General features: G+C 52.9%; 17 protein-coding genes and 1 tRNA gene. 8 read left to right on the forward strand and 10 right to left on the reverse strand.

Translation table 11 applies throughout. The features are described 5' to 3' along the window. Window positions 1-297: 297 nt before the first annotated feature. Both DES37_RS04370 and DES37_RS04375 read left to right on the forward strand, forming a co-directional pair. Window positions 298-975, forward strand: a complete 678-nt coding sequence (locus DES37_RS04370) for an S-type pyocin domain-containing protein (RefSeq protein ID WP_110024979.1) — start codon at window positions 298-300, stop codon at window positions 973-975. Window position 976: 1 nt separating this feature from the next. Beyond that, the gene (locus DES37_RS04375) at window positions 977-1,234 is read left to right on the forward strand and encodes a bacteriocin immunity protein (RefSeq protein WP_110024980.1); all 258 of its coding nucleotides are present in this window, start codon (window positions 977-979) and stop codon (window positions 1,232-1,234) included. A gap of 262 nt (window positions 1,235-1,496) precedes the next feature. Here the strand turns inward: DES37_RS04375 and DES37_RS04380 are convergent. After that, window positions 1,497-1,572, reverse strand: a tRNA-Asn gene (locus tag DES37_RS04380). Window positions 1,573-1,780: 208 nt separating this feature from the next. Between DES37_RS04380 and DES37_RS04385 the strand changes: the two genes are divergently transcribed. From DES37_RS04385 to DES37_RS04395, 3 genes are all read left to right on the forward strand, one after another. Next, window positions 1,781-3,220 carry an EmmdR/YeeO family multidrug/toxin efflux MATE transporter gene (locus DES37_RS04385; protein ID WP_110025066.1) on the forward strand — a complete coding sequence of 480 codons (1,440 nt, stop codon included), beginning with the start codon at window positions 1,781-1,783 and terminating at the stop codon, window positions 3,218-3,220. 49 nt (window positions 3,221-3,269) lie between these two features. Continuing rightward, window positions 3,270-3,674 (forward strand): DUF1090 domain-containing protein, encoded by a 405-nt coding sequence (locus DES37_RS04390; protein ID WP_211320536.1) that lies wholly within the window; start codon window positions 3,270-3,272, stop codon window positions 3,672-3,674. A gap of 228 nt (window positions 3,675-3,902) precedes the next feature. Then, entirely contained in the window at window positions 3,903-4,754 is an 852-nt protein-coding gene (locus tag DES37_RS04395; RefSeq protein ID WP_110024981.1) for a 5'-nucleotidase, lipoprotein e(P4) family, read from the forward strand. A gap of 64 nt (window positions 4,755-4,818) precedes the next feature. Here DES37_RS04395 and DES37_RS04400 read toward each other — a convergent pair whose 3' ends face one another. From DES37_RS04400 to DES37_RS04425, 6 genes are all read right to left on the reverse strand, one after another. Next, entirely contained in the window at window positions 4,819-6,966 is a 2,148-nt protein-coding gene (locus tag DES37_RS04400; RefSeq protein ID WP_110024982.1) for a TonB-dependent siderophore receptor, read from the reverse strand. 116 nt (window positions 6,967-7,082) lie between these two features. Further along, the gene (locus DES37_RS04405) at window positions 7,083-8,045 is read right to left on the reverse strand and encodes a helix-turn-helix transcriptional regulator (RefSeq protein ID WP_110024983.1); all 963 of its coding nucleotides are present in this window, start codon (window positions 8,043-8,045) and stop codon (window positions 7,083-7,085) included. A gap of 115 nt (window positions 8,046-8,160) precedes the next feature. Continuing rightward, a complete protein-coding gene (locus DES37_RS04410; RefSeq protein WP_425451685.1) occupies window positions 8,161-9,480 on the reverse strand; it encodes a glycoside hydrolase family 28 protein in 1,320 nt (439 codons plus the stop codon). Between the two features lie 6 nt (window positions 9,481-9,486). After that, a complete protein-coding gene (locus DES37_RS04415) occupies window positions 9,487-10,305 on the reverse strand; it encodes a carbohydrate ABC transporter permease (RefSeq protein ID WP_036112312.1) in 819 nt (272 codons plus the stop codon). Next, window positions 10,302-11,177: a carbohydrate ABC transporter permease gene (locus DES37_RS04420; RefSeq protein ID WP_036112309.1), complete on the reverse strand. Its 876-nt coding sequence runs from the start codon at window positions 11,175-11,177 to the stop codon at window positions 10,302-10,304. The genes DES37_RS04415 and DES37_RS04420 overlap by 4 nt, the downstream gene beginning before the upstream one ends. Window positions 11,178-11,202: 25 nt before the next feature. Then, a complete protein-coding gene (locus DES37_RS04425; protein WP_110024985.1) occupies window positions 11,203-12,534 on the reverse strand; it encodes an extracellular solute-binding protein in 1,332 nt (443 codons plus the stop codon). Between the two features lie 559 nt (window positions 12,535-13,093). On the opposite strand from DES37_RS04425, the gene DES37_RS04430 reads away from it, so the two are divergent. Continuing rightward, complete coding sequence (locus tag DES37_RS04430; protein ID WP_036112306.1) at window positions 13,094-13,699, forward strand: GNAT family N-acetyltransferase; 606 nt, start codon at window positions 13,094-13,096, stop codon at window positions 13,697-13,699. An 11-nt stretch (window positions 13,700-13,710) separates the two neighbouring features. After that, a complete protein-coding gene (locus DES37_RS04435) occupies window positions 13,711-14,796 on the forward strand; it encodes an ABC transporter ATP-binding protein (protein WP_110024986.1) in 1,086 nt (361 codons plus the stop codon). 205 nt (window positions 14,797-15,001) lie between these two features. Here DES37_RS04435 and DES37_RS04445 read toward each other — a convergent pair whose 3' ends face one another. After that, window positions 15,002-16,114 carry an ROK family transcriptional regulator gene (locus DES37_RS04445; RefSeq protein ID WP_110025070.1) on the reverse strand — a complete coding sequence of 371 codons (1,113 nt, stop codon included), beginning with the start codon at window positions 16,112-16,114 and terminating at the stop codon, window positions 15,002-15,004. 80 nt (window positions 16,115-16,194) lie between these two features. Beyond that, entirely contained in the window at window positions 16,195-17,061 is an 867-nt protein-coding gene (locus DES37_RS04450; RefSeq protein WP_110025071.1) for a glucosamine kinase nucleotide-binding domain-containing protein, read from the reverse strand. Window positions 17,062-17,411: 350 nt separating this feature from the next. On the opposite strand from DES37_RS04450, the gene DES37_RS04455 reads away from it, so the two are divergent. Continuing rightward, entirely contained in the window at window positions 17,412-18,563 is a 1,152-nt protein-coding gene (locus DES37_RS04455) for a Gfo/Idh/MocA family protein (protein WP_110024988.1), read from the forward strand. Between the two features lie 52 nt (window positions 18,564-18,615). Here DES37_RS04455 and DES37_RS04460 read toward each other — a convergent pair whose 3' ends face one another. Then, window positions 18,616-19,551, reverse strand: coding sequence for a LysR family transcriptional regulator (locus tag DES37_RS04460; RefSeq protein ID WP_110024989.1), 936 nt, complete (start codon window positions 19,549-19,551; stop codon window positions 18,616-18,618). Window positions 19,552-19,745 lie beyond the last annotated feature (194 nt).

A 19,745-nucleotide genomic window follows, 5' to 3' on the forward strand; every position in this document is an offset into this window, starting at 1 on the left:
ATAAATGCCATAAACTGAATGTGTCGCTACGCCTCCAATTTTCTTAACCTAATAACAAACAACGATTTTAAGTCAAACTGCAAATCGGTTAGTATTGCATCAGTTTAACCACAAATATGACAAGGAAAAGGAATGCGACGTCAATATACCAGTGAACTTCCCTCCGGTATTTGGTCAGGTCATGTTTTTAAGAACAGGAGAACGGACTAATGGGGGCGACGGGGTTTTACCTGCGGGTGGGCGATTCGACTACCTGCGGGGGAAAGATACTGACCGGGGATGAAACGATGAGCTGGTATGATGTGGCGGGGGCACGGGAAGGCGTATACGTTCACCACAGAGGAAAAGCCGCGTATCACCATCATCTGGACGCCAGACAGTTCAGGAGTCAATGTTCCGTCAAATACAGGCAACCAGAACCCGGAAAGGATACCGAACCCGGTTATTGTTGATCCGCTGCCGGAAAATACCCGTATTGAGGCGACAACCACTCCGGCACCGGAAGAAAAGACATTTGCGGATTATATTCTTATCCTGCCAGTATCGGATATTCCGCCGATTTATATATATTTTCGAAATAGTGCTGGACAGGTCACGGGGAAAGGCCAGAAAGTTAGCGGTATTTGGTTGTCGGATGCGAATACAGGAAATGGTTCCCCGGTTCCAAGTCAGATTGCTGACAGGCTGCGTGGGCGAACCTTTGGAAATTTTGACCAGTTCCGTAAGGCTTTTTGGTTAGAGGTTTCAAAAGACCCTGAGGTATCAAGCCAGTTCCGGGGGAGTAACAAAATTCATATACGCAATGGAAACTCTCCTTTCACACGAGAACAGGATCGTGCCGGAGGAAGAGAGCGCTATGAAATCCATCATATTATTCCAATAAGTAAAGGTGGGGATGTTTATAATGTCGATAATATGGGCATAACTTCACCTAAACGGCATATTGATATTCATTCAGTGAGGCAAAGTAAATAATATGGGTGATAAAAAATTATTATCTGATTATACAGAAAGTGAATTTTTAGATTTAGTTCGTAAAATTTATAATGCTGAAGGGCCAACAGAAGAGGACGATAATCGCCGAGTCAGGGAGTTTAGGCGACTTGCTGAACATCCATCAGGCTCCGACCTTATCTTCTACCCAGAGGATGGGAAAGATGATAGCCCTGAAGGCGTTGTTAAAGAAGTTAAAGAATGGCGTCAAGCGCATGGTAAATCGGGCTTTAAGAGTTAGTCTCTGGCCTTATAAATGAGTATGTATCCGCGTCTGAGTGCGCGGCTTTATTGATGATTACCTCCCAATAAACCTTCATCAATACATTTTTTGGATTTAAGTTAATAAGATCAATGCATTATTGAAGTAACAAGGTGTAATGCCTTATCTCCGCCTGATAAGCCAATTGCAACAGTCGTTAACCGGCTCCAGGAACCAGCCCGGAACACCTCTCCAGGCCCACAAAAGCAAAAAGCCTGCTCGTAAGCAGGCTTTTCAAATTTGGCTCCTCTGACTGGACTCGAACCAGTGACATACGGATTAACAGTCCGCCGTTCTACCGACTGAACTACAGAGGAATCGTGTGGAGGCAATCATAGCGGCGAAAAAACAATTGTCAAACCTAAATCGCCAAATCCACGCCAAGTGGCGATTATCTCAGCAGCTCGCTGGATTATCAGACAAATAACCCCGAAAATCCTTTGCAGGAATACGAATACTCCCTCATCATTTAAAACTGGGTTTCAACATTCTGTTTGTGAGTCCAATTTGAAAGTACTTTCCGCAATGCACCAGCGCGTGGTGGCAACACACTGGTACCGTAATCGTAAGAGTTATCGCGTTTTGTTTTGGCGGGAAGTTACGCCGCTTGCTATCCCCATTTTGATTGAAAACACCTGCGTACTGATGATGGGTGTGCTGAGCACATTCCTGGTTAGTTGGCTGGGTAAAGAAGCGATGGCAGGCGTGGGCCTGGCAGACAGCTTTAACATGGTTATTCTGGCGTTTTTTGCTGCGGTTGATCTCGGTACTACGGTGGTGGTGGCCTTCAGCCTGGGGAAACGCGACAGGAAGCGTGCACGGGCTGCAGCGCGCCAGTCATTAGTGTTAATGACCATTATTGCGGTGCTGATGGCAGTGGTCATTCACTTTATGGGCGAGCACATTATTAATGTGATTGCCGGTGAAGCCGCTCCTTCGGTGAAAGCACTTGCGCTTACCTATTTGCAACTCACCGCCTGGAGTTACCCGGCTGCGGCAATCGCCCTGATAGGCAGTGGCGCATTGCGTGGGGCAGGCAATACCAAAATACCGCTGTTGATCAATGGCGGTATGAATATCCTCAATATTATTATCAGTAGTTTACTGATTTACGGCTGTTTCTCCTGGCATGGTTTGGGCTTTATTGGTGCCGGGCTGGGGCTGAGTATTTCCCGTTATATTGGTGCCTTCGCCATTATTTGGGTGCTGATGGTGGGGTTCACTCCGGCCATTCGTATTCGCCTGAAGAGTTATTTCAAACCACTTAATTTTGGCATTCTGGTGGAAGTGCTGGGGATTGGTATTCCGGCCAGTATCGAGTCTGTCCTGTTTAATGGCGGCAAGTTGCTAACTCAGGTCTTTGTCGCCGGGATGGGCACGGATGTCATTGCCGGTAACTTTATTGCGTTTTCTATTGCCGGGATTATCAACCTGCCAGGTAACGCCCTGGGCTCTGCTTCCACCATTATTGTTGGTAAACGGCTGGGTAAAGGCCAGATAGGGCAGGCAGAGCGCCAGTTGCGCCATGTGTTCTGGCTGGCGACATTCGGGCTGACCATTATTGCCTGGGGCAGTGCGCCGTTTGCCGGGTTACTGGCATCGTTCTACACCCATGAGCAGGATGTAAAAGATGTGGTGAAAATACTGCTCTGGCTGAATGCCTTGTTTATGCCAGTCTGGGCGGCGTCCTGGGTGTTGCCTGCGGGCCTGAAAGGGGCGCGCGATGCCCGTTTTGCGATGTGGATTTCTATGTTCAGCATGTGGGGCGCCAGGGTTGTGGTGGGCTACGTGCTGGGCGTTGTGCTCGGGTTTGGTGTGGTCGGGGTCTGGTTGGGGATGTTCTTCGACTGGGCTGTGCGCGCTGCCTGCTTCTACTGGCGTATGGCGAGTGGCAAATGGCTGTGGAAATACCCCAGGCCACCAAAGCAGGCGGTTGAACAGCAGCCTGCGGAACAAAATCAGTAAACCGTCGCCAATGACTGGCCGGTAAAGCAATAACGATAAGGAGCTTAGAATGAGTAACAAAACCACCGCGTGGGTAGCCGCAATGATGCTGGCCGTTCCTGCTCTTGCAGCCCCTGGGCTGGCGCAGGCCACAACCAGCCAACTTACCGGCTGTGCCGCGAAGCAGCACGAAATTGAACAGCAATTAGTGCATGCCAGGGAGCAGGGGAATGCCGGGCGGGCAAGGGGCCTTGAAGAAGCGCTGCAAAGTGTGAAAGACCACTGTACAGACGAAGGCCTGCTGAAAAAACGCCAGGCGAAAGTACAGCAAAAAGAACGCGAAGTACAAGTGCGAACCCATGAGCTACAGGAAGCACAGGCTTCCGGCCAGCAAGATAAAATAAACAAGCGCCAGCGCAAACTGGCCGAGGCACAGGCAGAACTGGCTGAAGCCCGGGCGGAACTCACGAAGTAACCTCTCTTTTCTGGTAAACCCGCAACACCCGTGTCAGGAAACTGCCATGGGTGTTGTGCTGTTTGCCGCCATTCTGGAACAAATGCTTACTGATTTTTCAGGATTTTCTGCACAACATACTGGTTTTCCTGGCACAGATTGCTAACGTTAACTGCGCACAGTTTTGAACTGTGTTTCCATAACCTAAACGTGCTTTCTCGTGGCGAAAATAAGGATAAAGGTAGCCCCATGAAAAAACCGATTTTGCAGGGTATTGGCGCGGCCATCATTCTGGCTTTAGCCGGGTGTGCCGCACCACAGCAAGGTGCTCAACAGCAGTCAACCCAGTCACAACAAGCCATTCAACAAACCGCTCAGCAACAACTGGCCGGGCAGTCTGTGCTGGCGGTGAACTGGTTCCAGCAGTCTGGTGAATACCAGGCGCTGGCGTGGCAGGCTTTTAACAGTGCGCGCCTGGCGTTTGATGCCTCGGCCCATAAAGTGCATGGCCGCCGGGCAGTCATTGTCGACCTGGATGAAACCATGCTGGACAACAGCGCATACAGTGCGTGGCAGGCCAAACACGGGCAGCCTTTTAGTGATAAAACCTGGGCGGAGTGGACTCAGGCAAAACAGGCAGTGGCCGTACCTGGCGCGGTACAGTTTGCCCGCTACGTGAACAGCCATGGCGGTACGATGTTCTATATTTCCAACCGTGATGCCAAAGACAGCGCGGCGACCAAAGCCAATATGGAAGCGCTGGGCTTCCCGGGCGTTAATGACAAAACCCTGTTGCTGAAAACAGACAGCTCGAATAAACAGGCACGCTTCGACAGCGTGAAAGCCAGTGGCTACCATGTGGTGTTATATGTTGGCGACAACCTCAATGACTTTGGGGCGGCGACATACCACAAAGACAACGCGGCTCGCCGCCAGTTTGTCAGTGATAACCATGCCCGCTTTGGCACTGAGCTGATTGTGTTGCCGAACCCGTTGTATGGCGACTGGGAAAGTGGCATGGCGCCGGGTTATTTTAAACTGACACCAGAGCAAAAATTGCAGGTACGCGAAAATAACCTGCGCGCCTGGTCCGGGCAGTAATTCCCCGCATAATGATTAACGGGCCGGGTGCATTTACTGTGCGCCGGGCCCGTTTTATTTGCTGTCAGAACTGGTAGCTGGCACCTACCTGCCAGGTGCGGTCCCGCCCAATCCAGCAGTAGTTGGCGTCATAACAAGTCCAGGTGAGTTTATTAGTCAGGTTCTGGCCGCTGGCTTTCAGCGTCAGCCCCGCCAGAGACGGGCTGATAACCCCCATATCGTAACTTACTGCCATATCGTACTGTGTATTGCCACCCCGCGCCGGGAGGCTGTTATCCGGGGTGATTTCAGTTTTACCGGTATAACGCGCACCGGCACCAATCATTAACCCGCTCAGGCTACCGGAGCTGAAGTGGTAATCGGCCCACAGGTTGGCGGCATGCTCAGGCACTTGTGTCGGGCGTTTTCCCTGGTAGAGCGCATCTTTGGTGTTTTCTGCGTCGGTCCAGGCGTAATTTGCCACCAGGTTGATGTTATCTGTTGGGCGGCTGATAGCGCTTAATTCAACCCCTTTCGACGTTATCTCCCCGGTTTGCCAGTAATTCAACTGGTAATCGGCAGTGTAGGTGTTGTCGGTAGTCACTACGTTTTTTTGCCGGATACGGAAAACAGACGCGGTCAGTGTGGTGGCATAGTCTGCTATCTGGTACTTCACACCGCCTTCCAGTTGCTCGCTGGTGGTGGGTTTAACTTGCTGTGCGGTAAGTGTTCCCTGCGGTGAAACCGGCAAAAACCCTTCGGAGTAACTGACGTAAGGCGCAATGCCATTGTCGAACTGGTACAGCGCGCCCAGGCGTTTGGTGACACGCTGCTGGCTCACCCAGCTTTTGCTGTCGTTATCCAGATTATTGGTAGTGGTGGAGTGATAGTTGTCGTAGCGAATGCTGGCGACCAGGTTCAGCCCGCCGAATACTACCTGGTCCTGTAAATACCAGCCCTGTTGGTAATAACTCAGGCGTTGCTTCGTGGCGGTGTACAGCCCCAGGTTGTCACTGGTCACCTGGCTGTAATCCGGGTGTTGCATGTCGATGCCCGGGTACACTGTGCCATAGCGGTATTTCATATGGGAATTCAGGTGCTGGTAGTCGAACCCGGCTAACAGGTGGTGCTGCCAGTCGCCCCAGTTGGCTGTTTTGCTCACCTGGTTGTCCACATTGATGCTGTCCAGGTCTTCATCGGTGGTGTAACCAAAGCGGGAAAGCTGAGTATTGCTGGCCCCAACTCCGGTAGAGTAAATACTGCGCTGGTGGGTATCCACATTGAAATAACGCGCTTTTTGTACCACACCCCAGCCGTTATCAAACTGGTGTTCAAAGGTGTAACCCAGCATGCCTTCCCGTTGTTTAAACCCATTCCAGTGGTCGCCCGCGAAATCCCGGCGCGAGGCATAGCCACTGCGCAGGTAAGCCAGTGGTAACGGGTTAGATGGAGTCAGGCTGGGCTGGTTCTGGTAGAGCGCCTGAATAGTTAGCCGGGTCTGGTCGGAAGGCTGCCAGGTGGCAGAAGGCGCAATCAGGTAGCTTTCGTGTTTGGTGGTGCGGGCCTGGTCATCGCCTTCGCTGGCTTTGCCAATTAACCGGTATGCCCAGTCGCTGTTGGCAATTTGCCCGGTGGAATCCAGCCAGCCTTCTTTTAAATTCCGGTTGCCAGTATTAAAGCCAATTTCGTTGTGAGGTGTTTTCTCGGGCATTTTGCTCTGAATATTCACCAGCCCGCCGGGAGAAGCATTGCCATATAACACCGAAGATGGCCCTTTAAGGATCTGAACCTGCTCCATAAGAATAGGGTCGATATTCGCTTTGGTGTTGCCACTCACGTTATAGGGCAGTTGCAACCCGTCGAGGTATTCATGCTCTGCATTAAAACCACGGATTTTATATTCGCTCATATACGTGGTGGCACCGCGCATTTCGGTTGAAACCCCGGCGGCATAGCGCAGCACTTCATTGAGCGACTGCGGGTGGCGCTGTGCCATTTCACTGTGGCTGATGGTATCTATGGTTTGTGGTGTGCGGTTTTCCGGTAGTGCGGATTTGGTGGCGCTGTTGGTGTAAGGTGCCACGCTGTTACTACTCTCACTATTTGTGGCACTGACAACTATGGTGCTTTCCTGGGAACCTGCCGCTGTGGTGGCAGCCTGTGCGCCGGGGAAAAAACTGGCGGCAATACTGCCTGCCAGTAAAGAAAAGGAGAATGCCCCTGACCTTGCCATGTATCTGAACCTGTCTTGAATTATTATTTAATGAAAGTGATTATTATTACGGTTATATGGCCCGAACGGGCTATGCCGGGTGACAGACTGTGTATGCGCAATGCTAAAACCTGGCCTTACTGCACCGGGTGAACATCACTGGGGGCAATACCGTAACGCCGCCGGAAGGCGGTCGCAAAATTGGTGGCATGGGCATAGCCAGCTTTCCAGGCGGCTTCCTGAACACTGTCGCCTTCCAGAAGATAGCGCCGGGCAAGGGCCAGTCGGCAGTCGCGCAGGTAATTAAACACCGAGTCGCCATAAGCCTGGCGGAATTTACTGCGCAGGCTGGCTGTGCTCATGGCGGCTGTGCGCGCCAGGGCCTCCAGCGTATGGGGCTGTTCCGGGGCGGTTTCCAGTATCATACGCACCTGTTCCAGCCGCAGGCGTTCGCCACGCAGGTTTGCGTTGTTGGTGGCATTTTCATGCATTTGCTGGCCCAGTAACTGCAGCAAAGCGCCTTCCAGGGTGAGCTGGCGGGCCAGTGGCGTGGTGGTGTGCAGCAGTGCCTGGCGTAACCCGCCCAGAACATAACTGGCTACCGGCCAGGCGGTAGTGAGTGGCCCCAGTTGCTGCCAGGCGGATACATGCGCGGCAACTGCCGGGTGGACGGCAGCGCCTGCCGCTGGCAGTGCCAGTGAAACAGTCACCAGTCGCTCATCGCTTTGGTGGCAGGCACGCAACACTTGCTGTTCCCCAAGGTGGGTCGCCAGTGCCATACCCGCCTGGACTCGCCAGGCTTTGCCATTCAGGTTTAGCTGCACGTTCCCTTCAAGCACTACCAAAATATACAACGGTGCACACCCCAGTGACGTGGAGTGCCAGGGTTCAATCACCTGTAAATCAGAGCAAGTGGCAAGAATCCCCGATGGCAGGGTGAGCTCATCCACATAGCCGCGCATCACGGTGCGGGCAGAGTTTGCCGCGGGTGTTATGCCAAGACCCGGGAAGTGGTAATCAATACTGTAGCGTGCGCCAAAGTCGAGAAAATGCGCCACGGAGAACAGTTGCTGCGGGGGTAGCGGTTGCTGCGTTTTCATGCTCACCTGTCAGTTACTGGCGGCAGGCATTGGCCTGCCGCAGAAGGGAGCAAGTGTATCATTCGTGTTTTAGCTTAGTAAAATAAATGATACTTATTCGCATTTATCTGAAGGGCTATGATTGTATAACCGCCTGCGGGTGCCAACCAGCCGGGAGCGGGTGAGGCCGTTCAATGGACAGGTTATCCAGCGCCAGGTGCAACACGCCAGTGGCGTAAATTGCCGGCATCCCGCCTGGGTAACGTTCCACACCCCATGGCTCACCGCTTGCCGGGTTAATCAAAAATGCGTTGTCCAGCCCGGTGCCTGTAGGGCGTTCGGGGTTGCAGGGCGGGCGAATATCATAGCTGCCTTGTTGCGGGTCGCCACATGCCACCTGGCAAAGCTGAACCTGGCTGAGCCGTACCCAGGCAATGCCTCCGGGGTGCTCGCTGTGCAGGTTAATGGCCCCCTCAGCAGTGCCACTTATCCCATTAAAACTGACCTGGCTGATGGTGCCGGGGGGCACTTTCGGGTCACGCGTGCGGCAGGAGATAAACACCGGGTCTGCGCGCCCCCAGTGGCAGGGGTTAGCGTGATGGCAGTTAAACGTGATATCGCTGAACCGCAGGCGGCGCAGTGCTCCACCATCACGGCTGATAATCCCGATGCCACGGTTGCTGTCGTAGATGGTGCACCCGGTCATAACAATATCTTCAATATCATCAACGGTTTCCGTGCCAATTTTGAATGCACTGCTCGCGGAGCGCAGAGTACAACCGCTAATCGTGACATGTTGGGTGGGGCCAGCCAGTGGGGCAGGTTTACGAGTGGTTTTCAGGCAAATGCCATCATCGGCGGCACTGAAATGGCTGTCGCTGATATGCACATAGCGGCAACTGTCAATATCCAGCGCATCGGTATTCGCCATGGTCATATCGTTATCAACAACCACCTGGCTGATAAATACCTGTTCACAGGCAACCAGGTGAACAGTCCACATCGGCGCGTTATGTACCCGCACACTTTGCAGGCGCACATTATTACAGCCTTCAAACACAATAATGCGTGGCCGCTCCTGTGCAGGCATACGGTAGCCCATGGCGTCTTTGGTGGCAGAGAACCAGGCATCGGCGTTACCATCAATGCGGCCCTGGCCAGTCAGGCTGATGTTGTGCTGGTTACGGGCGTAGATCAGCGCCCGGTTGGATTGCTCGGCTACACTCAGGGTTTCACCCGCCAGGTAATCTTCATACTGGCTGCTGGCAACCAGTGCCGCACCGGGCTCAAAATGCAGGCAGAAATTTGAAGGCAGAACCAGTGCGCCGGTTAAATACTGCCCCGGAGGGAGCACCAGTGTTCCGCCGCCAGCGTTGTTTACTTCATCTATGGCCTGCTGAATTATCCCGGTTACCGGGGAACTGGCCGGGTGGCCTTTGGGGAGCGTTAAAGTCAGTTGCATTTATTTCACCGCGCCTTGTGTTACGCCGCTAATGAATTTGCGCTGGAACACCAGAAACACAGCCACTAACGGCAGAATAACAATCATTGCACCTGCCATCAGTACCGGAATGTTAATGGTGTTCTTGTTCTGGAAAAACATCATCCCAATCGGCAGGGTCCGTAAATCTTCCTGATTAACCAAAATGAGCGGAATTAAAAATTCGTTCCAGGTCCAGATAAACAATAGCAGTGCCAGCGTAGAAAGGGTGGGCCAAATGGCCGGTACCAGAATTTTCCACAGCAAACGCCAGCGCGGGGTGTTGTCCATTACCGCTGCTTCAATTAACTCTTTCGGGACTTGTTGCAGAGCGGTGGCGACCATCAGTGTGGTGAACGGAATTGACAACGCCACTTGCGGCAGGATCAGCGCAAGATAAGTGTTGGTCAGCCCCATCCAGCGCAGTTCATGGTACAGGGGAATAATAAATGACTCAGAGGGCAATACCATACCCAGCGCCATCAACAGGGCGAACAGGGTTTTGCCCGGTACCCGCAAAAAAGCAAAGCCAAATCCCGATAAAATCCCCAGCAGGATGCTGAGTATCACCACCGGGAACACCACCAGCACTGAGTTCATAAAATAGACCCGGAAATGGCCGTCTTCCCAGGCCGACAGGTAATTGGCCAGGCTGAACGTGTGGGGCAGGGCAAATACGCCCTGGAACAGTTCCATTTGGGTTTTAAATGAAGTGAGAAACGCCATTAAAAACGGGGCGATGGTAATTAACGCCAGGCACCACAACAATGCCCGGGAGAGCAGGGGCGTGCGGTTTATCATGATTTTGGCTCCCGTATGGCAAAGTGCAACGCGCCATTAATGGCAAAAACAATAAACAGGCTGACAATGGCGACGGCGGAGGCATAGCCAAAGTGGCGCAGGTCGAACCCCTGCTGGTACATATACATATTGGTGACCAGTGTCGAGGTTCCCGGCCCGCCCTGGGTCATTACATACACCAGGTCAAAGGCTTTCAGGCTGGCGATAACAGTGAGGATCAGCGCTATTTTAATTTCCGGGCGCAACCCCGGCAGCGTAATCCGGCGGAATTTTTGCCAGCGGGACGAACCATCCAGTGCGGCGGCTTCGGTAATCGACGGGTCCATGCGCTGAATACCAGACATAAACAAGATCAGGCAAAAACCGAAAAAGTACCATACGGCGACCATCCCGGTAGCGGGCAGTGCCCAGGTGAAATCACCCAGCCAGGCCAGCGCCAGGTTTGGCAGGCCAATGGCACGCAGAAACTGGTTAATCGGCCCGAAGGCCGGGTTATACAACCAGCGCCACACCACACCCAGAACGGCCATGGGCATAATGTACGGCAGGAAAAACAGGCAACGCAGCACAGTCAGTTCGCGCGGGCGGCGCAGTTCGCTCAAAAAACTGCACAGTGCCAGCCCAAGGCCCACTGGCAGAACTGTGTAGAACAGCATCAATACCACATTGTTACCTACCGCAGTCCAGAATTCGTGGTCGCGGAAGATCTGCACAAAATTGCCAAGGCCAATAAACAGTGGGCGGGTACTGCCGTCCCATTCGGTGAAAGCTATACCCAGTGAAGCCATTAGCGGGAACAGCAGGAAAATGCTGTACACCAACATCGCAGGCAAAAGATACAGTGCATTACGTAAACGTGAACGATTGAGCATGATGCTGTTTCCACACCTCGTGCTGTTAGTGTTTTAAGGAACTCAGGTATTTTTGGTAATCCTTATCTGCATTTTCAGCCAGTTGCTGTGGCGTGATTTTATCGGCCATCAGTAGCTGTACATTCTGGTTGAGGGTGGTGAGCATGGTAGGTGTTGCCCAGTCCAGGTAGTGGCCCAGCGCGTCATTCTGGTTCACTGTCACCCACACTTTATAGACATCGCTCAACAACGGGTTGTCTTTGGGTAACGTGGCGGAAGCAGAAGAAGACGCGGGCAGGAACCCGGCCTGCAGCCAGTCATTTGCCACTTTGTCGGAAACAATGTAGTTAATATATTTTGCGGCGGCATCCTGCTGGGCTTTGGTTTTCGCGGTGCTGGTAATGGAGAATGGCAGGTCAGTGCCGCCAACCATCAGCGGTTTTTTCACACCAGGGAATGCAGGCAGTGCAGCAAAATGAATGTCTTTATTGGCTTTAAACTGGCCCATGTACCAGGTGCCGCTGATAAAAAATGCAGACTGGCCATTCTGGAACAGGGTTGCGGCATCATCGTGACCAATGCCCTGGAAACCCGGGAAGAAATAACCGTCGTGGTTCCACTTCTGCATTAACTGCGCGGCTTTTTCCAGTTTCGCGTCTTTAAAGCTGCCTCCCACATCATAAATCAGGTTATCGAGGGTTTTGCGCTCGCTGCTGTCAATCTGGTCTTCCCATAACGTACTGAGCATTTGCTGCCCGGCGTTACCATCCAGCAACCCCAGCATCAGCCCGGCAGTGCCCTGTTGCTTGAGCTTCGCCAGTGCCTGTTCGAACTCTTCCATGGTTTTCGGCACCGGGATACCGGCTTTATCCAGCAATGCTTTGTTGTAATACAGGCCGACCATTTCACCCAGGCTTGCTACGCCATACAAATGACCACTGCCGAAGTCCTGCTTTTCAGACCAGCGGTTGCGTTTGAGGATGGAATCCGGAAAGCGGGTGGTCCACTGGTATGTGGCGGCGTAACCGTCCATAGGGACCAGTAATTTTTCTTTGACCAGGGCGCCCATATCACCGCCACCCTGGTTGACCTGGGCCACCTGGGGGCCATCGCCAGAAGAGAGTGCCAGCTTGAGTGGAATGCGGGTGTCTTCAAAGGCGTGAATGGATCGGTTGATTTGAATACCCGGGTTGGCGGCGGTGAAATCTTTAATGGCTTTATTAATCACCGCGCTTTGTTCCGGGTAATTATAGATATCCCAGGCACTGATAGTCAGTGTTTGTGCATGTAATGGTGCGGTTAACACGCTACAGGTGAGTGCCGCGAGTAAAGCGATACGTGTCTTGCGGGTAAAACGAACCTGATGTGAATGACGCATGAATCAAACCTCTTCTGGACACCAAACAAGGCCCGCCTCCGTGCATTATTGCTTTTGGCACTTCCCGTGCGCAGCGTGACACGATGCTGTAAATTGCATCATGTACTACACTTACTTTATATAAAAAATAAAGTCAAACGGCATTTTTAACAGGAAAATAACGTTATCCTGGTCACAGAAAAACTAATGCCGGAGCAGGTGGTTAGCATATAAAACTGCTGTAATAGAGTAACGCCAGTAATATGGCTGGGTATTTTTTGTATTGTAAGGTGATTCTGTTGTGAAAAATAATATCCTTTACAGTCAATGAGATAACATAATAATTTCCTATGAGTTATGCCAAAACAAGCCAGAAAAATTAGAGCGTAGAAAATAATGTGAGCAAAATCAATGTTCCCTGCATGGTTGTTGAGTGCTAAATATAAGGGGAAACTCTTACTGGCAATTCTGGCGATATGTTCTACGGGCTAAAATAACCATGGAGGTAATTATTCTATCTTGAAAAAAAAGTACGATTTAATTACCCTGGCATAATCCGCCAATAACCAGCGAGCGCTTCATGATGCCTGAATCCACCGATGTTATTCGTCCGGCGCGTGCCGAAGACCGCGCAGCGTTAAGCCGTATTTGCCTTGAAACAGCCAATGCCGGGAAAGATGCCACTGATTTATACAGCGATGGCGATTACCCCGGTTTGCTGTATGTCCTGCCTTATGCGGAATTTGAGCCTGATTTCGCGTTTGTTCTGGAGATGTCTGGTGAAGTGGTGGGGTACGTGGTTGCCACACCAGATACCGCAGCGTTTGAAGCCCGCCTGGCGCAGAGCTGGTGGCCAGTGTTGCAGGAGCGCTATGCACAGCGCACCAGTGAAGCACCACTGGATATGAAAGTGCTGGGGCAGATCCGGGCTCCGGGTAATGCCAGTGAAGAGCTGACAGGCCGCTGGCCTGCACACCTGCATATTAACCTGCTGCCAGTTGCACAGCAGGGCGGCTGGGGGCGGCGGCTGGTAACCCGGCAACTGGCTGCACTGCGCGATGCGGGCGTGCCCGGCGTGCACCTGGGCGTCAGCCTGCAAAACGAAGGTGTGTGCGCGTTTTATGAAAAAATGGGCTTCCGGCATATTTTCCGCCGCAATGCCATTTATATGGGTCAGGTGTTGTAAGGGGAGCGGAAATGGCCAGTCTGGAACTGAAGAATGTGACAAAACGCTGGGATCAGGTGACTGTTATCCCGGGGCTGGATCTCACCATTAACAGTGGTGAGTTTGTGGTGTTTGTTGGCCCGTCGGGGTGCGGAAAGTCCACATTGCTGCGCATGATAGCCGGGCTGGAAGAAATAACGGAAGGGCAACTACTGATTTCTGGTGCAGATATGACGCGCCAGTCGGCCTCTGAGCGGGGCATCGCCATGGTGTTTCAGTCTTATGCGCTCTACCCCAATATGTCGGTGCGGGATAATCTGGCCTATCCACTGGAAATGGCGAAACGGCCGAAAGCGGAGATTAACCGCAAAGTGGACGAGGTGGCGGCAAAACTGCACCTGACAGAATACCTGGGGCGCCTGCCGCGCGCACTGTCTGGCGGCCAGCGCCAGCGTGTGGCCATTGGCCGGGCGATTATTCGCGAGCCATCTATCTTCTTGTTTGATGAGCCGCTTTCCAACCTGGATGCAGAGTTGCGCCTGAAAATGCGCATTGAGATTGCCCGGCTGCATGAAGCGCTCGGTAATACCATGATTTATGTCACCCACGACCAGCTGGAAGCAATGACCCTGGCAGACCGCATTGTGGTTCTGCGCCAGGGGAAAATTGAACAGACTGGCGCACCGCTGGAGATTTACCACAACCCCGATAACCTGTTTGTCGCCGGGTTTATTGGCTCGCCTAAAATCAATGTGTTGCCTGCCACGGTTACCGCGACAAAACCGGGTGAAGTGCAACTGCGGGTGGCAGATTTGGCGCTGGAGAACCTGGTGTGCCCGGTGGCTGAAGCGGTGGAAGAAGGGGAGACACTGTGGCTGGGCGTGCGCCCGGAACACATCATCTGCAAGGGTGAAGGAACCGCGCAATTCACCGCACCGGTTTCCTGGGTGGAAAAACTGGGGCACACCAATTATGTCTACCTGGATATTGGCCGGGAAGAGATGCTGGTGGTTGAGCTGCGTGACGGGGACAATGTTGAAACGCGCCAGGAGATGAGCCTGGCGTTGTCACAGCCCAGCCTGCTGCTGTTCCGTGAAAACGGGTTGCGGTTACGTTAGTGTTGAGTAGCTTCAGGCCTGGTAAATATAACCCGCCTTCTGGCGGGTTGAGATTGATGAAAAAGAAGGGAAAAGCGTGGTTTTCCCTTCTTTTTAGTTAGCAGCCGAAAATCAATGAATTGATTTTCCTGGTTTTTATTGGGTGACATCCTCTCGTTATGTACGGATATGAGGTTTGTCATCAGACTCCCCGCCTTCTGGCGGGTTAGTTATCGTTGCGCTCGGCTTCGGCTTCTACAGAAAGCACATCTATCAGCCGGTCAACGGCGAGCCCGGCGGCGCCCAGTGCCCACATCCGGTTGGACTCCGTTAAAAATTGCAACGGGGTGAGTTGTGGGGTGAGTTTCAGCCGGTAAGTGTGGAAACTCTGGGTCACCTGGTCGAGCAAAATTCGCGAGGCCATTTGCGGCTCCATTGCCAGGTAAACCACATCCGGGTCAAATGCCACAGCCAGGTTTGCCAGTGCACTGCCCAACTGCTCGCCTGCTTCCCGCAATACTTCCAGCGTTTGTGGGGAAGGGCGTTCATCAAGGGCTGCCAGGTGTGTTGCCCCGGTTTCAGCCAGCGCCCGCAGAATCGCTTTTGACGAAGCGGCATCTTCCAGCGTTCGCCCACTGCCATCGGTTAAGAAAGCATTGCCAATTTCCCCGGCTGTACCATGGCGGCCACGGTATAACTGGCGGTCTAGTATGATTCCCGCCCCAATGCCTTTGCCATAAGTGGCGACAATCGCAGTGCGCGACTGGCCTAACTGGCCGAAAACCTGTGCCGCCAGTGCCATGGCGTTAGCATCGTTTTCAATAAACACTGGCAGGTGAAAGCGGGCCTGCAATTGTTCCACAACCGGTTCATTGTCCCAGTTCAGTACCGTGGAACGCACACAGTAGCCACTTTGTGCATCCACCAGGCCAGAAAGCGCCAGGCCAATGGCGCCAACATGCCTGTCACCCGTGGTTTTGAGAAATTTTGCCAGCGCATCACCTAACTGGCGAGGCGTCAGTTCACCTGATGGCATCTGCTGTTCCCCCACCAGGTTACCGGCGAGGTCTGTCATAACAATCAGGTTGCGCTCAGCATTAAGCTGGATACCAACTACATTGGCGTAATCCGGGTTAAGCCCTAACAAGGTTTTCGGCCGCCCCATGGAAACACGGCGCAGCCCCAGCTCCTGAATAATGCCCCGGTCAAGCAGGCGGTTGGTTGCCTGAGATACGGTGGACATACTCAGCCCACTGCGGACTTTCAGGTCAGACTGGCTGACGGGGGAAAGCTCAACAATCAGCCGTAAAATGCGGGTAGTGATGGAAGGCGCAGTCATCATCATTAAGTTAACCAGAAGTCAGTAAGCAGGACGCCATGTTATTGGCACCTGAATTAACCCGGCCTGAAAATTTCACTTCAGGCACAAAGGTGGGCAAGGCGTAGTGCACCACTGAGGGCATCGCCCCCTGCGGGAACCAGCATGGCCTGGATACCCTCGCTGAGCCAGGGGTAAATGGGCAGCGCAAGGCCGCCAAGCATGGCTACCGGGTAGCGCCCATTCTGGCTGAGGTTGCTAACCAGCGCGCTTACTTCCCGGGCACAGCAAGCCAGCAGGGCGACACCGTGGTTGTCTTGTTCACGGGCTGCCTGGAAAATTTGTGGTGCAAACTGGCCCCATTGTGCCGGTGTTGCCTGCACCGACCAGGCCAGCAAGGTTTCTGGCTGATTATCAAAATGAGCCATCAATGCCCGGGTCAGTGGGGTGTGCTCCACCAGGTTTTCATGGGCTTTGAGCGCCAGGCGTAATGCCTGTTGCCCCAGCCATGCACCTGAGCCCTGGTCTGAAAGAGACATGCCCCAGCCACCCACACAGCGAAATTGCTGGCCGTCCCAGACCGCGCCCTGGCTCCCGGTTCCGGTTATCAATACGGCACCCGGTTGCCCATTGTGCGCACCAGGGCAGGCAATTTCGACGTCGGAAAATACTTGCCAGGATGCATACGCGTGGGGCCAGGCTTGCGCCTGCGCGCGTACACGAGAAATATTGCCTCCGGCAAGGCCCAGAACTACGTGGGTCTGCCCGGCTTCATGGGGGCCAAGCCCTGCGGCGTGAAGGGTTTCATCCAGCAACTGGCAGACTTGCTTCATGGCGCTATCGAACTGGCTCCAGATATTGGCCGGGCCGCCGCTACAGGCTGCCAGAACATCACCATTCTGGTTGGTTAACCGGGTTCGGCACTGTGTGCCACCACCATCGACGCCAATGAAATACGCTGTTTGCAATGCCATTCTCCTGTTGATCAGTGCCGGCTTACCGCCACAACAGACCTGATTCTGAGCGAAAAGATAGGAGAAAAAAACTTAAATCGCAATAACAAATAAATATGTAACATCGATTTTATTTTTTATGTTTAAAAACAATTAGATAAAAAATAACTAAAAATTGATGGTTTTTTGGTTGTTGACTTTAGTTTTTCTGGCGTAATAAGTTGGCGGTGTAAAATTAAACAACGGCGCAGCATAACACAGCGCGTCATCCCGTGAGCTGGTTCTGGCTGTTTTAGCTGGCAGAATACCGCCAGATGACCAGATTCTGAGTATCAGACATATTTCTTGAGCAGGCAGGGTTGAACATGAAAGTAGGCATTGTCGGGTTAGGGTTTCGTCTGTCGCATGTGGCAAAAGAGTTTAAGAAAGCCGACCCGGAATTCACCATAACAGGGTATGTCGACCCGGCTCCGGCCGGTTTACCGAACCTGGAAACCTTCGGTATTTCTCCCGGTAAGGCGTTTGCATCGCTGGATGAGATGCTGGCGGCTGGCGGGTTTGATCTGCTGATGGTTGGTTCGCCGAACTTTATGCACCTTGAGCATATTGAAGCCGGGCTGGCCGCGGGTTACACCGTGTTTACTGAAAAACCGGTAGTGACCAGCGAAGCACAGAGTATGGCGCTGGCGAAGCTGATTGCCCGTTATGGTGAAGATAAAGTCATTGTTGGCCTGGTGCTGCGCTACTCACCGCTATACCAGGACCTGGTGGCAGCCAAAGCGGCTGGCGAGTTGGGGGAAATTACCTCCATTGAAGCCACTGAGCATATTCCGCCTTTCCATGGGGCGTTCTTTATGCGCGACTGGCGGCGCTTTGAGCGCTATGCCGGGCCATATATTCTTGAGAAATGCTGCCATGATATCGACCTCTACCAGGGCCTGGTGGGCGAACGCCCGGTGCGGGTTGCCAGCTTTGGCGGGCGCAAGTCTTTTACCCCGCAGCATACGCCAACAGGCGAGGTAACAGCGGATTCCGCTGTGTACCACGAAAAACCCAGTGGCTGGTCCAGCACTGAGCATGTGTTCGACAGCGACGCAGACATTGTTGATTACCAGACGGCAATTGTGGAATACGCAGGTGGTGCCACGATGGCGTTTCACGCCAACCTCAATGTGCCGGATGAGTTCCGCCGTTTTTGTGTAATGGGAACGGATGGGCAGGCGGAAGGGGATTTTGTGCGTAACTATTTTCGTGTACATAACGCCCGTACCCGCGCTGCGCTGACGGATAAAACCTACGATGGCAGCGCATACGACGGCCACTACGGTGCCGATGCCTTAATGGCCGAAGAAGTAGTGCGCCACCTGAAACAAGGCACGCCGCTTAAGGTGTCTGTGGTGGATGCACTGGAAGCCGGGTTAACGGCCATCAAAATTGATGAAGCACGTAAAACCCACAGTGTTGTGGATTTAACCGCCTGTTGGGCCGAATTTGACAAGGCCCTGGGCCGGGCCTGACAGCAGTTTGATGTGATGTAGTTTGTAGTGAGCCGTACTGACTCAGGTTCACTTATTCCCCTTGCTGCCCGGACGGGCAGCTTTTTTCTGCCTGTTTTTCTTTCAGAACCTGCTCTCGTGCCGATTGTACAAAATGCTTCAGGGTGTTCTGGCAACGCCGCTTCTGCCAACACAGAGTAAGCGTGGTGGTGGCCTGCGTATCCTCTAGTGGGCAATAGGCTACGTTTGGCGTCATGACAGAGCATTGTGTTTGTGGCACCAACGTCACGCCCATTCCCATTGCCACCAGACCAACGGCGACAGAGACATCCCGGGTGTGCTGAATTTTCTGCGGTGTAAACCCAGCCCGATGGCAGGCGGCAAGGGCAGACCAGCCAAGACCTACACCGGGCGGGTCTTGCTGGATCATGAATGTCTCCTGTTCCAGCGAACGCAGAGATAATGGGCGGTTGATCAGTGCCGGGTGCGTGGAGGGTACAACCGCCACTAATGGCCGTGTGGCGACATCAAGGTAATCAAGCTCTTCACTTTGCGGCACGGGCAACCTCACCAGTGCAATATCCAGCTGGTCGTCCATTAGCAGGCGAATCTGGTCATCTACGTTGTGCTCTTCAATTGCGATTTCAATATGAGGATTATGGTGGCGGTAACGGTTGATTACGGCCATTAACCCGGGTTCCAGGATAGATGAACCAACATAACCCAGCCTGATCAGGCCGCGAAACCCTTTGCGCAGTGTGACGGCATGTTCCTGAAAACGCTGGTAGTGGCTGACCGCCAGACGCGCCTGTTCCACAAGTTGCCCACCTTCCCAGGTTAACGCGACATTACGGCGATCACGCTGAAATAAAAGCATTCCTAGGCTATTTTCAAGGCTTTTGATGTACTGGCTGAGTGCCGGTTGGGCAATGTGCAGCACTTGCGCTGCCCGGCCAAAATGAAGCTCTTCAGCCAGCACCACAAAAGCCTGCAGGTGACGATATTCCATAATGCGCTCCGCAAAGAAACTAATAAAAATCCCTTATCAAAATGAGGGGATATGTTATTGGACAATTATCACATAACACTTGAAACTGAAAAGCAAGTCTGGTGCGGATTTATTTAACATATTGAAATAATTGTTATTAATTCCAGTAAGCCAGCATTGTCCTGCCAGGTTATGGCAATTGTTATGTGAGGTTT

Source organism: Mangrovibacter plantisponsor, assembly GCF_003182475.1.
GTDB classification, from domain to species: domain Bacteria; phylum Pseudomonadota; class Gammaproteobacteria; order Enterobacterales; family Enterobacteriaceae; genus Mangrovibacter; species Mangrovibacter plantisponsor.